This is a genomic window from Ralstonia sp. TCR112 (assembly GCF_007997035.1).
GTDB classification, from domain to species: Bacteria; Pseudomonadota; Gammaproteobacteria; order Burkholderiales; family Burkholderiaceae; genus Ralstonia; species Ralstonia edaphi.
Genome location: NZ_VOSS01000002.1, coordinates 25629 through 39412, shown reverse-complemented (window position 1 = coordinate 39412; position 13784 = coordinate 25629). Strand labels below are relative to the sequence as shown.

11 protein-coding genes are annotated in these 13784 nt (G+C 65.3%); 4 read left to right on the top strand and 7 right to left on the bottom strand.

From position 1 onward, the window contains the following. Positions 1 to 38: 38 nt before the first annotated feature. Both FUT88_RS01080 and otnI read left to right on the top strand, forming a co-directional pair. Complete coding sequence (locus FUT88_RS01080; RefSeq protein WP_147213451.1) at positions 39 to 1334, top strand: MFS transporter; 1296 nt, start codon at positions 39 to 41, stop codon at positions 1332 to 1334. Positions 1335 to 1357: 23 nt separating this feature from the next. Next, positions 1358 to 2146, top strand: a complete 789-nt coding sequence (otnI, locus tag FUT88_RS01075; protein ID WP_147213450.1) for a 2-oxo-tetronate isomerase — start codon at positions 1358 to 1360, stop codon at positions 2144 to 2146. Positions 2147 to 2214: 68 nt separating this feature from the next. On the opposite strand, the gene FUT88_RS01070 is transcribed toward otnI, so the two are convergent. From FUT88_RS01070 to FUT88_RS01055, 3 genes are all read right to left on the bottom strand, one after another. Then, positions 2215 to 2676, bottom strand: coding sequence for a DUF3617 domain-containing protein (locus FUT88_RS01070; protein WP_147213449.1), 462 nt, complete (start codon positions 2674 to 2676; stop codon positions 2215 to 2217). 110 nt (positions 2677 to 2786) lie between these two features. Next, positions 2787 to 3629, bottom strand: coding sequence for a winged helix-turn-helix domain-containing protein (locus FUT88_RS01065; RefSeq protein WP_147213448.1), 843 nt, complete (start codon positions 3627 to 3629; stop codon positions 2787 to 2789). A gap of 863 nt (positions 3630 to 4492) precedes the next feature. Next, on the bottom strand, positions 4493 to 6361 hold the full coding sequence (locus tag FUT88_RS01055; protein WP_147213447.1) for a phosphoenolpyruvate carboxykinase (GTP): 1869 nt from the start codon (positions 6359 to 6361) through the stop codon (positions 4493 to 4495). 426 nt (positions 6362 to 6787) lie between these two features. On the opposite strand from FUT88_RS01055, the gene FUT88_RS01045 reads away from it, so the two are divergent. Next, positions 6788 to 7816 carry a D-2-hydroxyacid dehydrogenase family protein gene (locus FUT88_RS01045; protein ID WP_147213467.1) on the top strand — a complete coding sequence of 343 codons (1029 nt, stop codon included), beginning with the start codon at positions 6788 to 6790 and terminating at the stop codon, positions 7814 to 7816. A gap of 31 nt (positions 7817 to 7847) precedes the next feature. Here the strand turns inward: FUT88_RS01045 and FUT88_RS01040 are convergent, their stop codons facing one another. The 4 genes from FUT88_RS01040 to FUT88_RS01025 all read right to left on the bottom strand — a co-directional run bounded on the left by FUT88_RS01040 (position 7848) and on the right by FUT88_RS01025 (position 11931). Continuing rightward, a complete protein-coding gene (locus tag FUT88_RS01040; protein ID WP_147213446.1) occupies positions 7848 to 8738 on the bottom strand; it encodes a DODA-type extradiol aromatic ring-opening family dioxygenase in 891 nt (296 codons plus the stop codon). Positions 8739 to 8839: 101 nt separating this feature from the next. After that, positions 8840 to 10264: a dihydrolipoyl dehydrogenase family protein gene (locus FUT88_RS01035; protein ID WP_147213445.1), complete on the bottom strand. Its 1425-nt coding sequence runs from the start codon at positions 10262 to 10264 to the stop codon at positions 8840 to 8842. A 105-nt stretch (positions 10265 to 10369) separates the two neighbouring features. Beyond that, on the bottom strand, positions 10370 to 11263 hold the full coding sequence (locus FUT88_RS01030) for a patatin-like phospholipase family protein (RefSeq protein WP_027678632.1): 894 nt from the start codon (positions 11261 to 11263) through the stop codon (positions 10370 to 10372). Continuing rightward, entirely contained in the window at positions 11260 to 11931 is a 672-nt protein-coding gene (locus FUT88_RS01025; protein WP_147213444.1) for a TetR family transcriptional regulator, read from the bottom strand. Before FUT88_RS01025 ends, FUT88_RS01030 begins: the two co-directional genes overlap by 4 nt. 568 nt (positions 11932 to 12499) lie before the next feature. On the opposite strand from FUT88_RS01025, the gene FUT88_RS01020 reads away from it, so the two are divergent. Next, positions 12500 to 13771 carry an efflux RND transporter periplasmic adaptor subunit gene (locus FUT88_RS01020; protein ID WP_147213443.1) on the top strand — a complete coding sequence of 424 codons (1272 nt, stop codon included), beginning with the start codon at positions 12500 to 12502 and terminating at the stop codon, positions 13769 to 13771. Positions 13772 to 13784 lie beyond the last annotated feature (13 nt).

The following is a 13784-nucleotide window of genomic DNA, read 5'->3' as shown; positions in this document are numbered from 1 at the left end:
GGAGACCACATGAACACCTCGACCGCCACCACGGCGCGTTGCCTTCGCACGCCGTTTCAAAAGAGGACAGCGTCTATGCGCGCGTGTCGCGCCGCATCGTCCCGCTCATCATGCTCTGCTACGTGGTCGCGTACCTCGACCGCGTGAACGTCGGGTTTGCGAAGCTGCAGATGTCGCAGGCGCTGAACTTCTCTGAGACGGTGTACGGGCTCGGTGCCGGCATCTTCTTCATTGGCTATTTCCTCTTTGAGGTGCCGAGCAATCTGCTGATGAACAAGATCGGCGCGCGCATCTGGATCGCGCGGATCATGATCACGTGGGGCTTGATCTCCGGCGCGTTCGCATTCGTGCAGACGCCCACGCAGTTCTATGTGATGCGCTTTCTCCTGGGCCTGGCAGAAGCCGGCTTCTACCCCGGCATCATCCTGTACCTGACGTACTGGTATCCGTCGCACCGCCGCGCACGCATCGTGGCGATGTTCATGGCAGCCATTCCCATCTCAGGCATCTTCGGCAACCCGCTGTCGGGCTGGATCATGAGTGCGTTCCACGGAGCGGGCGCCGGCGAAGGCTGGCAGGGCTGGCAGTGGATGTTCGTGATCGAAGCCATTCCCGCCGTCCTCGTTGGGCTGCTGGTGCTCTGGAAGTTTGATGACAGCATCCGCAAGGCCAAGTGGCTGTCGGAAGACGAAAAGCAGATCCTCGAAGCCAACATTGCGGCCGATAACAAAGGCAAGACCGAGCACCCCGGCATCGGCAAGGTGTTCTCCGATCCGCGCGTGTGGATGATGAGCCTGATCTACTTCGCCTTCGTCATGGGCCAGTACGGCTTGACGTTCTGGATGCCGACGCTGGTGAAAAACGCCGGCGTGAAAGACACCCTGATGGTGGGCGTGCTCTCTGCCATTCCGTATGTCTGTGCGGCGATCACGATGGTGCTGATCGGCCGCAGCGCCGATGCACGACGCGAGCGTCGCTGGCACCTTGTTGTGCCGGCGCTGATGGGCGCAGTCGGGTTTGCCGTGGTGGCGACCGCCGGGCACAACGTGGCGCTGTCGATCGTGTTCCTCTCACTGGCTGCCGCCGGTGTGCTGACGTGTGCGCCGCTGTTCTGGTCGCTGCCGACGGCATTTCTGCAAGGCACCGCTGCCGCGGCCGGCATTGCCGCCATCAACTCGGTCGGCAACTTGGCCGGGTTCGTGAGCCCCTATATGATCGGTGCGCTCAAGGACATGACGGGCAGCACATCCGCCGGCATGTACGCGCTGGCGGGCGTGCTCGTGCTTGGCTGCATTGCCGTGTTGCGCACGCCGCCCAAGTTGGTCAATAAATAAGCAATCGTATTCAGAGGTCTTTCATGCCGCGCTTTGCCGCCAACCTGTCCATGATGTACCAGGAGCACGCGTTCCTCGACCGCTTTGCCGCCGCGGCAAAAGACGGCTTCGAGGGCGTGGAGTTTCTCTTTCCTTACGACTTCGACAAGGCCGATATCCGCGCCCGTCTTGACGACGCTGGGCTCACGCAAGCGCTGTTCAATGCCCCGCCGGGCGATTGGGCAGGCGGCGAGCGCGGCATCGCCTCATTGCCCGGTCGCGAAGAGGAATTCAAGCGCGGCATTGCGACGGCGCTGGAGTATGCGCAGATGCTCGGCAACACGCGCCTGCACGTCATGGCCGGCCTGCTGCCCGCCGGTGCAGACCGCGCACGCCATCACGCCACCTACGTGAGCAACGTCGCCTACGCTGCGCGCGAGGCTGCCGGCGCGGGTCTCACCATCGTGCTGGAACCGATCAACACGCGCGACATGCCCGGCTTCTTCCTTACGCATCAGGCGCAGGCGCATGCGGTGTGCGAGGAAGTCGGCGCGGCCAACGTCAAGGTGCAGTTCGACCTGTACCACGCGCAGATCATGGAGGGCGATCTGTCGGTCAAGCTCAAGCAGTACGTCGATGGTGTGGGCCACGTGCAGATCGCCGGCGTGCCCGATCGCCACGAACCGGACGAAGGCGAGCTGCACTATCCGCACCTCTTTGCGTTGCTGGATGCGCTTGGCTACAACGGCTGGGTCGGCTGCGAGTATCGGCCCCGTGCCGGCACCAGCGAAGGGCTCGGCTGGCTCAAGCGCTGGCGTGAGAGCCAACGCTGATCGGGCTTCCCCAAACAAAAACGGCCGGCGCTGCGTGTGCAGTCCGGCGTTGTCTTTTGGTGCGTCGCTTACGACTTGCACGCGCCGAGGTAGCGGCCCTGGTAGTGGAAGCCGCTCTTCATCGGTCCGAACTGCGGATGCTGATACTGCCCATTGCCGCTGATGTTGTACGACGTCGGCGTCAGCGGGCCGCTCGCTTCCAGCACGCCCTTGCCGCCTTGCGGGTCTTCGCACGACAGCGTGACCTTGAGCGTGCCGAGCGTGTAGTTCCAGCGCGTGAGCTTGCAGCCTTGTTGATCGCGGCGAATGGAACGCTCGAACATGGCGCGCACGTCCCCGGCATCGTTGGCGCTCAGGCAGCCGCGTTCGGGGCGGCTCGGTACTTGGCGGCCTTGCTCGTCAAAGTGCGGCAACGGCTTGCCGTTCAGCGTCACGCTCGCCGTGCTTTCCCACAAACCTGGCGTGACTTCCTGCGCGTGCGCGCCCAGCGCCAGTCCAGCCAGCAGTACACCGCTGTGCCACAGCTTCATATTCGATACCTTGAACGGATGAGATGACGCGACGCCTCGATCGCCGCCCGGCATGAGCGGCGATGGGATGGTCGTCAGGGATGCGCGATGCGCGTTGGATCGACCTGGGCTCAGGCGCCCGGGCGCACCGGTTCCTTGGCCAGCGAACGCGATGTCGGCATGTGGCCGTACGACGGCAGTTCGGCCTTACGGGTCGCGGCTTCCAGCTGCAGGCCGATCGCTTCGGCCGCATGCATCGCCGTTGCGCCGCTGGTGCCGACGACGAGGCGATAGCCGCCGCCGCGCACGGTCTGGATCAGGCCATCGCACGGCGTGCCGGCCAGCGCCACGCGCAGCTTGCGCACGTGCACATCGACCGTGCGCTCACCCACGAAGACATGGTTGCCCCACACGCGATCCAGCAGTTGCGTGCGCGAATGCACGCGTTGCGGATGCGCGACGAGAAAGTGCAGCAGGCGGAATTCCAGCGGGCTGAGCGGAATGGCGCGCGGGCCGGTGTCGGTCTGGGCGGTCACGCCCAGCGTCAGCGGATCGAGGCGCAGGCCGTTGACCTGCAGGATGTCGTCGCCATGCTGATGCGGCGCGCGGCGGCGCAGTACGGCGCGGATGCGGGCATGCAGCTCGCCCGTGTCGCACGGCTTGACGACGTAGTCGTCGGCCCCGGCGTCGAGCGCGGCAATCTTGGCACGCGCATCGCCATGACGGGACAGCACGATGACCGGCAGGCCGCGCGTCTGCATGTTGGCGCGCAACGCCAGCAGCATGTCGATCGACTCGCGTTCGGGCCACGTCCACTCCATGAGGAGAAGCTCGGGCATGGCGGCCAGGATGGCCGCCTGCGCCTGGCCCGGATGGCTGACCCGTTGAACATCGTGTCCACCATCACGCAGGGAAAACGACAGACGCTCCCCCTCTGCCTGGTCTTGTTCGACCAGCAAGATCTGAATACCCACTTTGTTATACCTCCCGTCTAACCAGCCGACACACTCCGGCGAGCAGCCTTGCGGCTGCGCTCTGCTGTCTGCGGTGCGCGTTGTTATGAGTGCCATGCGGGCAGTTGCGCTTGTGCTCGCATGTCGTTTCTTGCGGGCGCTGTTGCCTGGCCGTCGGCCTTGCGCGGATCGTCATGCTGCGGTTCCCGTCGACGATCGCCAGCGGAGCCTCCTGGGTGGTGTCCAGGGTGGTCCTGAGAAAGGTCTGCAAACCCCTCGGCGCCTGCCGCAGCGTGCCGAACCATGCAATCGTTTGCACAGTTTGCGGCGTTGTCTGCGCGCAATCCGAGCCGGCGCCCCCCCGAGCGCCGGGGAAGTAGGGATCCCCCACCTCCGTTGGCATAAGGCTTGTTCGCCCTTTCCCGTTTCCTCTAGTCGTGACCCCCCCTCTGGCTCAGAGAGAAAGGATTCCGTTTTGCCGGATTATAAGAATCCCGTAGGGATTCGTCACGCAGGAATTTTAAAATTTGGAAATTCATTCAACCCGACACGCATTGGGGTGCCGCAGTTGACATGCATTCTTCATAAAGCTATGCCAGGCAACGTTCTTGGCCGATACCATGCGGGCAATGATTCAAACCCGGCATAAATGCATGACGATTATGCTCGCGCCGCCATAATGGCTGCTCTCATGTGCGCGTCGGTATTTTTTACAAAACAAATTGATTCGCTAAAAATCAATTGATCTGTTTTGCTGGCAGGGGTAATTCACGCGATTTAAAACTTTAGGATTACTGCTCACTGTTTGGGCAACCTTCTGCGGGCGAAAAAAAAAAAGCCCGCGCGAGGCGGGCTTCTTCCTGATGCCGAGGCGGCTGCCGGTGTCAGCTGTCCAGGCGTTCTTCGAGGCGGGTTTTGGCGTCGGGCAGCGCCTGCGGCAGGCCGTGCGCCAGTTTCGTGAACAGCTCGTCGTGCAGCGCCAGCTCCTGCTTCCAGGCCTCTGCGTCCAGCGAGATCACCTTGGCGAACTGCTCGGCCGTGAAGTCCAGGCCATCCCAGCTCAGTTCTTCGTAGCGCGGCGACACACCGAAGACGTGCTCCTCGCCCTGTGCCTGGCCTTCGATGCGATCGACCATCCACTTGAGCACGCGCATGTTCTCGCCAAAGCCCGGCCACACGAACTTGCCGTTTTCATCCTTGCGGAACCAGTTCACGCAGAAGATCTTCGGCAGCGTCGCGCCGCTTTCGGCCAGCTTCTCGCCGAGCTTGAGCCAGTGCGCGAAGTAGTCGGCCATGTTGTAGCCGCAGAACGGCAGCATGGCGAACGGATCGCGGCGCACCACGCCTTGCTGGCCCGCAGCGGCGGCGGTGGTTTCCGAGCCCATCGTGGCTGCCATGTACACGCCTTCGGTCCAGTCGCGCGCTTCGGTCACGAGCGGCACGGTGGTCGAACGGCGGCCGCCGAAGATGAACGCATCAATGGGTACGCCGGCCGGGTTGTCCCATTCCGGATCGATCGACGGGCATTGCGCGGCCGGCGCCGTGAAACGCGCGTTCGGATGGGCAGCCTTGCGGCCGGTTTCCTTGGCGGTCTCGGGCGTCCAATCCTGGCCTTGCCAGTCGATCAGGTGCGCCGGCGGCGTGTCGGTCATGCCTTCCCACCACACGTCGCCGTCGTCGGTCAGGGCCACGTTGGTGAAGATGACGTTCTCTTTGAGCGTGGCCATCGCGTTGAAGTTGGTCTTCTCGCTCGTGCCCGGTGCCACGCCAAAGTAGCCGGCTTCCGGGTTGATGGCGTACAGGCGGGTCTTGCCGGCGGCGTCCTTGCGGGGCTTGATCCAGGCGATGTCGTCGCCGATGGTCGTCACCTTCCAGCCGTTCAGGCCTGCGGGCGGAATCAGCATCGCAAAGTTGGTCTTGCCGCAGGCCGACGGGAAGGCCGCTGCCACGTGATATGTCTTGCCTTCCGGCGACGTCACGCCCAGGATCAGCATGTGTTCGGCCAGCCAGCCCTGGTCGCGGCCCATGGTGGAGGCGATCCGCAGCGCGAAGCATTTCTTGCCCAGCAGCGCGTTGCCGCCGTAGCCGGAGCCGAACGACCAGATTTCACGCGTTTCCGGGAAATGCACGATGTACTTGGTCGGGTTGCACGGCCACGGCACGTCTTTCTCGCCCGCGGCGAGCGGCTTGCCGACGGTGTGCACGCACGGCACGAAATCGCCGTCGCTGCCCAGCACGTCGTACACCGGGCGGCCCATGCGGGTCATGATGCGCATGTTGACGGCCACATACGGGCTGTCCGACAGCTCCACGCCGATGTGTGCGATCGGCGAGCCCAGGGGGCCCATCGAGAACGGCACCACGTACAGCGTGCGGCCGCGCATGCTGCCGTCAAACAGGCCGTTCAGCGTCTGGCGCATCTCGGCCGGGGCCGTCCAGTTGTTGGTGGGGCCGGCGTCTTCCTTCTTCTGCGAGCAGATGAAGGTGCGGTCTTCCACGCGCGCCACGTCCGACGGGTCCGACAACGCCAGGTACGAGTTCTTGCGCTTGGCCGGATTGAGCTGCTTCATCGTGCCGGCGGCCACCATTTCGGCGCACAGGCGGTCGTATTCTTCTTGCGAACCATCGCACCAGACGATGCGCTCCGGCTTGGTGAGCGCTGCCACCTCGCCCACCCACGCGATCAGGCGTGGGTGTTTCACGTAATCGGGCACGTTCAATGCGGGCACGCCCTGCATCACGGGTTGATTCATGACCAAAACTCCAATGGAAGTGAGAAAGAAATCGGTGTCGGATCAGCACGGTGGCCGCGCCCAGCGGCGGGGTGGAAAGCGATCGACGGCGCATCAGCAGCAAGCCGGATCAGCGATTTCCAGAGGGAGAGGTGAGGCAGGCGGAGGGACGGTAGCCGTGCTGATTTCACATTCAGTTACAAAGCGGAGCGCTGGCGGAATGTGGGTTTTTCCGGGCAGCGGGGGCCGCGTGCGCTAAAGTGGCGGGACCGAGGTCAACAGACCCTAGAACAAGGACTCGTCACCAGCGGGGCTGCGCAAATTGCGTGCCCGCGGCGGGCAATTCCGAACGTCGACACGGATTGTCGTGCGACGAGGGATGGGAAGAATACCACCGCGAGGGATCGCTGTTTTTTGCTGCGCACCATTGTTCGAAGTGAGATGTCGATGAAGATTGCCGTACTGGACGACTACCAAGACGCTGTTCGCAAGCTGGACTGCTTCAGCCTGCTGCAAGACCACGAAGTCAAAGTGTTCAACAACACCGTCAAAGGCGTGGGGCAATTGGCCGCACGCGTGGCGGACGTTGAAGCCATCGTGCTGATCCGGGAGCGCACGCGCGTCACGCGTCAGCTGCTCGATCGTCTGCCCAAACTCAAGATCATCAGCCAGACCGGCCGCGTATCGCGCGATTCGGGCGGCCATATCGATCTGGATGCCTGCACCGACAAGGGTGTGGTCGTGCTGGAGGGCAAGGGCTCGCCCGTGGCGCCTGCCGAGCTGACCTGGGCGCTGGTGATGGCCGCACAGCGCCGTATCCCGCAATATGTGGCCAGCCTCAAGCACGGCGCGTGGCAGCAATCGGGGCTCAAATCCACGACGATGCCGCCCAACTTTGGCATCGGCCGCGTCCTGAAGGGCCAGACGCTGGGCATCTATGGCTACGGAAAGATCGGCCAGCTCGTGGCCGGCTACGGCCGTGCTTTCGGCATGAATGTGCTGGTGTGGGGCCGCGAGGGATCGCAGGAACGCGCGCGTGCCGATGGCTTTGCCGTGGCGGACTCGAAGGAGGCGCTGTTCGAGCAGTCCGATGTGTTGTCCGTCCACCTGCGCCTGAACGACGAAACGCGCGGCATCGTGACGGTGGCCGATCTCACGCGCATGAAGCCGACCGCCCTGTTCGTCAACACGAGCCGCGCCGAGCTGGTGGAAGAAAACGGCCTGGTGACGTCGCTCAACCGCGGGCGCCCCGGCATGGCCGCCATCGACGTGTTTGAAACGGAGCCCATCCTGCAAGGCCACACCTTGCTGCGCATGGAGAACTGCATCTGCACGCCGCACATCGGCTACGTCGAGCGCGAAGGTTACGAGCTGTACTTCAGCATCGCGTTCCAGAACATCCTCGATGTTCTGCAGGGCAACGTCGACAGCGTGGTCAATCCGACGGCACTGGCGCCTGCGCTGATCCGCGCATAACGCCAGTCGCTCTACCCGTCGTTTCCATCAATCAAGCCGCGGCGCGCAGCTGCGGCTGATTGGCGCCTGCGCCGTCAAAGCGGAAGCTGTCCATCGCCAGCGATCCGTACGTCACCGTATCGACCACGTGCTGAGCCTGCACGCCGCCCGGCGTGGTCTGGCTCGGCTGCCCCATCGCGGCCCCCAGCGCCACGTACAGCGGCATCAGGTGTTCGTCGGTCGGGTGGGCGTGGGCGGCGTTCGGGGCTTGCGCGCGGTAATCGCAGAAGCGGGTGAAATCGCCGCTGCGGATGCCGTCGGTCATCGTTTCGATCATCCATTCGCGGAAGGCCGTTACCCACGGTTCGACCGGCACGCCGTGCTGCGCCATGCCCGGGCCGCGCATCAACGCGCGCAGGTTGTGCGTGAAGCTGCCGGAGCCGACGATCAGCACGCCCTCGTCGCGCAGCGGCGCGAGCGTGCGCCCCATCGCCATCTGGCACGCCGGCGACAAGCCCGGCATCAAGGAGACCTGCACCACGGGGATGTTCGCCTCCGGAAACATCAGCATCAGCGGCACCCAGGCGCCGTGGTCCAGCGGCTGACGCGGGTCCAGCACGGTGGAGGCCTGTTCTTCCAGCCCGGGGACGATGTTGCCGTCGATCAGCGTGCGGATGCGTTCGGCCAAGTCCGGCGCGCCCGGCGGGGCGTATTCCAGGGCGTAGAGCTGCGGCGGGAAGCCGCCGAAGTCGTGCCAGGCTTCCTGCTGCGCGCGCGCCGTGACGGCGGGTCGGCGCGTCATCCAGTGCGGCGAAACCACAACGATGGCGCGCGGCTTGAGGGCTGCCATCTCTTGCCCGAGCGCCGCCAGCATCTTGCCGACGGGGCCGGGATCGGCCGCCAGCATGGGCGACCCATGGGACAGGTAAAGCACGGGGAGCATGTCAAATTTCCTGAAGAATATGCCTGTCATTCTGCGCCGACGCCGCGCCCGTAACGTGCATGGATTTGCAGGGCGGGATCAGGAAAATTGAATGAGTGCGCTTACATGCTCAGCAATTCTTCCGCCACGGTGGGGTGCAGGCCCACGGTGGACTGCAGATGCTTGAGCCGCACGCCCATGCGCACGGCCACCGCGAGCGCCTGGATGATCTCCGGGGCAGCGTTGTCGACGATGTGCGCGCCCAGCACGCGGCCGCTGCGCGCGTTGCACACCAGCTTGATCAGCGACTCCATGCCCGTGCCCGCAAAGCGCTGTTCCAGCGAGACAAAGCGGCGGACGACCACGTCGATGCGGTCGGCGAGCGCGCGTTTGTCGGTGTCTGGGCCGCGTTTGCCCAATTCAGGCCAGCGCGCGCGGGCGTCGGCCTCGGTCAGGCCCACGCTGGCGATGGCCGGATCGCAGAACACGGCCATCGGCACGGTGTTCATGTCAGGCAGCTTGATGCCTTTGCCGAACAGGCGTTCGGCCACGTAGCGGCCCTGCGCCGCGGCCACGGGCGTCAATTGCAGCGGGCTGCCGCCGCAGACGTCGCCGACTGCGTGGACGCCGCGGGCGCGCGTACGGAAGTGGCGGTCGACGGCAATGCGCCCGTGCGCATCGAGTGTGACGCCCGCCGCGTCCAGGCCAAGGCCGGCAAGGTTCGGCGCGCGGCCGATGGCGCTCATGACACGCTGGGCGCGGAGCACGCGCAGAGCGTCGCTGCCCTCGGTGCTCGCGTAGACGGCCATGCCGCCGCCGTTTACGGCATCGTGTTCGATGCGGACGACGTCGGCGTTCAGGATCAGGTCGACGCCGCAGCCAGCCAGCGACTGCGCGGCGGCCTCGCCCACCGTGGCATCAAATTCCGGCAGCACGCGCGCATCGCGCGTCAGCACGGTCACCCGGACGCCAAAGCGCGCCAGCGTGGACGCCATTTCCACCGCGACAACACCGCCGCCCGCGATGATGAGCGAGGCGGGCAGCGCGTCCCAGCCGAACACGTCGTCGGAAGTGCAGGCCAGCTCCGCGCCGGGTACGGGGAGCGGCGTGGGTCGCGCGCCGGCGGCCAGCACGATCTGGCGCGCGCGCAGCGTAGCTTTGCCGGACTCGGTTTGCAGCCGGACGATGCCGCGCCCGCGCAGCGATGCGGTGCCGCTCAGCCACTGCACACCGGCATCGGCCAAGTGCGCGAAATGCGTTTCGTGCAGGCGGGCAACTTCGGCGCGCGTGCGGGCGATGGCATCGGCCCAGGCATCGGTGGCGTCTGCGGCGCGCAGGCATTGGGATACCGCCTGCGACCAGGCAGCGCCGTAGCCGAGCAGTTTCTTGGGCACACACCCGCGGTTGACGCAGGTGCCGCCCACTTGCGCCCGATCGATCAGCAGCGTGCGCGCGCCCAGTTGCGCAGATCGACGCGCAGCCGCGAGCCCGGCCGAACCGGCGCCAATCACGATCAGGTCAAACGCATGTGCAGGGTTTGCGGGCATGAAGTGTCCGTCGAAGAAGCATCGGCCGGACGACCCTGGTGGCACGCCGGCGGGCGCGCCATGTGGAGCAAGCGGCGCGCCCGCCGCCTGTCTTGGGGGAGGTGGTTACGCAGCCACCGCCGTGGCGAACCCGCGTGGAAGTTCGCGCAGGAAGGTTTCGCCGTCATGACGGCCGAGCGCATAGGCATCGCGCATGGCGCCGGGGCGGGTGTAATCCCAGCTCGAAATGGGGACCTTGCGCGAGGGCTGTACATAAAAGCGGCGCTGCACGCCGTCCGCCACCGGCACGTCCATGCGGAAATACGTCGGCCGCGGATACAGGCGCGTGACCAGCACCAGCGCGTCGCCCGGCGTGGCGTCCAGCGCGTGCACGGGCACGTTGTCGACCATGCCGCCGTCGAGCACGGGCCGCCCCGCACGCCGCAGCACCGGCGTGAACGGCGGCGTGGAAGCGGATTGCAGCAGCAGGTCTGCCAAGTCTTCCGGGGTGGCGCAATCCTGCGCGCGCACGATTTCCGGCGTGAAGCCGAGGCGCTTGCCCAGCGTCGGGTGCAGCGTCTTGCGAACGTGCTTTTCGATGTTGTACGCAATCAGCCCCGCCGCCACCGCTGAGCGTGCGCCCAGCCAGCGCGGGATATGCGCCACGCCGATGCGGATTTCGGGCGCCTGCGCCAGCCGCGCGAAGCGGCCCTCGCCGAACACCGTCAGCAGCGCCGTGCGGTACATGCCGTAGTGGGGAAACACGCGCTCGCCGCGCAGCAGGTTGCCCCAATGGGCGTTGCGGGTGTTTTGGCGCAAGGCTTCGCCGTAGTAATCCATCAGCTCGGCCGAATTCCATGCATGCAGCATGCACGCCGTCGACGCGCCGGCCGAGATGCCGGCAATCACGCGCGGCGCCAGGCCCAGTTCGGGCTGCACGACGTCCCACCAGCCGGCCTGCCACCAGCAGCGATTGCCGCCGCCGGCAAAGACCATCTGATCGAACACCGGCGCGCTCATGCCGAGGCCCCGCTGCGGGCGGCCGCTGCGGCTGCCGGCTCCAGCCGCAGCGACGGCGCATATTTGAGGGTGTCGATGCAGGCGTCCAGCAGGCGCTCGCGCTTGGTGGCGAGGCTCGAGGCGTCCGGGTAGAACAGGTAATCGCCCATGATGCCGTTGAATGTCGCATGAAAATGCGCCACGGCCAGCGGGATGTCGAGGTCGGCCGGCAACTGCCCGCGCCGCGCCGCCTGCTCGATGATGCTCGTCAGATGGGCCATGCCTTCCTCAAACGATTCCTGCTGGCGCTTGAGGATGGGGCTTGTGTCTTCCACGAACTCGCACTTGTTGAACATGATCTCGAAGACCTTGCGCCAGTGCGCGTCTTCCACGAGTTGCCGCAGCAGGAAGTTGCCCACGGTGCGCAGTTCACCCAGCGGGTCATCGGCCTCCACGCCAAGTGGGGTACACATGGTCTCCATCGGCAGCTTCACGCGCTCGCACATGGCGGCGAAGACGTCGGTTTTGTTACGGAAGTGCCAATAGATGGCGCCGCGCGTCACGCCCGCGGCCTGCGCGATATCCGACAGCGATGTGCGTGCCACGCCGCGCGCATAGAACACGTCTTCCGCCGCATCCAGGATGCGGTTACGTGTTTCCAGGGCTTCTTCCTTTGTTCGTCTGACCATGATCTTCCAGAGGAACGCCGCGGTATCTCGTCCGGCGTTCTTTCGATTGGCTTTTGTGCAATGCACAATTCCAGGCAACGCACCATTGCGCCCCGCACAACGCGGCAGCAGGTCCGTTGGCTGACAATGCTTGTCGCAGCGCGGTATGCGCAGCCTGTTCGCTTGATCGCCGTCATTGCTACGAACCCCGGAAACGTGTCAACGGAGTCCCTATTCGTCGAGGGCGAGACTTACATACATACGCGAACGTATCTATAATAGCGCGCACTCCGTCGCTTGCCCATGGCCGTATGCGCCACATTCATGCAGGCAAGCGGCCCGGGCCCGACTTCGTCTCTTGTCGGTCAGCGGGCTGGAGATCGACTGCCGATCGCTCCCGCGTCTTAGCATTCTGGTCCGAGTTGTTGCGAGTTCGTCGCAAAGGCCATATCGCATGCCGCGAGATGCAGCTAGCATCGGACGTTTTCGTTTTGTGTTTTTTGGTTTCGCTGACGGCTTGCCGGCGTCGCACTCGTTTGCGCGGCGTTGCGGCACCCGGCATTCCGCTTATCGCCACATGGGGTCATCTATGACGAACACCCGCCGTTATCACCAACTCGCTGCCGCCGCATTCATGGTGGTGGCACTTGCAGCCTGCGGCAACAAGCAGGCACAAGGGCCGGGCGGCGCCGGCATGCCTCCGACCGAAGTCGGCGTTGTGACCGTGCAGCCGCACTCCGTTGGCCTGACCAGCGAGTTGCCGGGCCGCCTGGAGGCCACGCGTGTGGCACAGGTGCGCGCACGGGTCGCGGGCATCGTGCTCAAGCGCACCTACGCTGAAGGCAGCGACGTGAAGGCCGGCCAGCAGTTGTTCCAGATCGATCCGGCGCAGTATCAGGCGTCGCTGGACAGCGCCAAGGCACAGCTTGCGCGTTCGGAAGCCACGCAAACGCAGGCGCAGTTGAAGGCTGAGCGCTACAAGCCGCTGGTTGCCACCAACGCCATCAGCAAGCAGGACTACGACGACGCCACTGCCGCCGCCAAGCAAGCCACCGCTGACGTGGCCGCCGCCCGCGCTGCCGTCGAAACCGCCAAGTTGAACCTCGGCTATGCCAGCGTGACTTCGCCCATCTCCGGCCGTGCCGGTCTGGCGCAGGTCACCGAAGGCGCGCTCGTCGGCCAGGGCGAGGCGACGCTGCTGACGACCGTGCAGCAGATCGATCCGATCTATCTGACCTTCACGCAGTCGAGCACCGAAGTGATGCGTCTGCAGCAGGCGCTCAAGGACGGCAAGCTGGCCAAGGCCGGTGGCGATGCGGCCAAAGTTACGCTCGTGACGGAAGACGGCCGTGCCTATGCCCAATCGGGCAAGCTCTACTTCTCGGACCTGACGGTGGATCCGGCCACGGGCACGATCACGCTGCGCGCGATCGTTCCGAACGCCGACCGCACGCTGCTGCCGGGCATGTACGTGCGTGCCCGTCTGGAGCAGGCCGTGGACGAGCAGGCGATCACGGTGCCGCAACAAGCCGTGACGCGCAGCCCGGACGGCGCCTCCGTCATGGTGGTCGACGAGAAGGGCATGGCAGCCGTGCGCCAGGTCCAGGCCGACCGCTCGACCGGTACCGAATGGATCGTCTCCAGCGGCCTGAAGGCGGGCGACAAGGTGATCGTCGACGGCCTGCAGAAGGTTCGTCCGGGCGCACCGGTCAAGGCCGTGCCGTGGCAGCCGATGCAGGCAGGCCAGGGCAAGGCCCCGCAAGGTCAGGGCGGCCAGGGTAGCGGCGCGGCACCCGCACCGGCAGCCAGCGCCCCTGCTGCAAGCACTCCCGCTGCCAGCGCACCGGCAGCCAAGCAGTAAACAAGGAGCCATC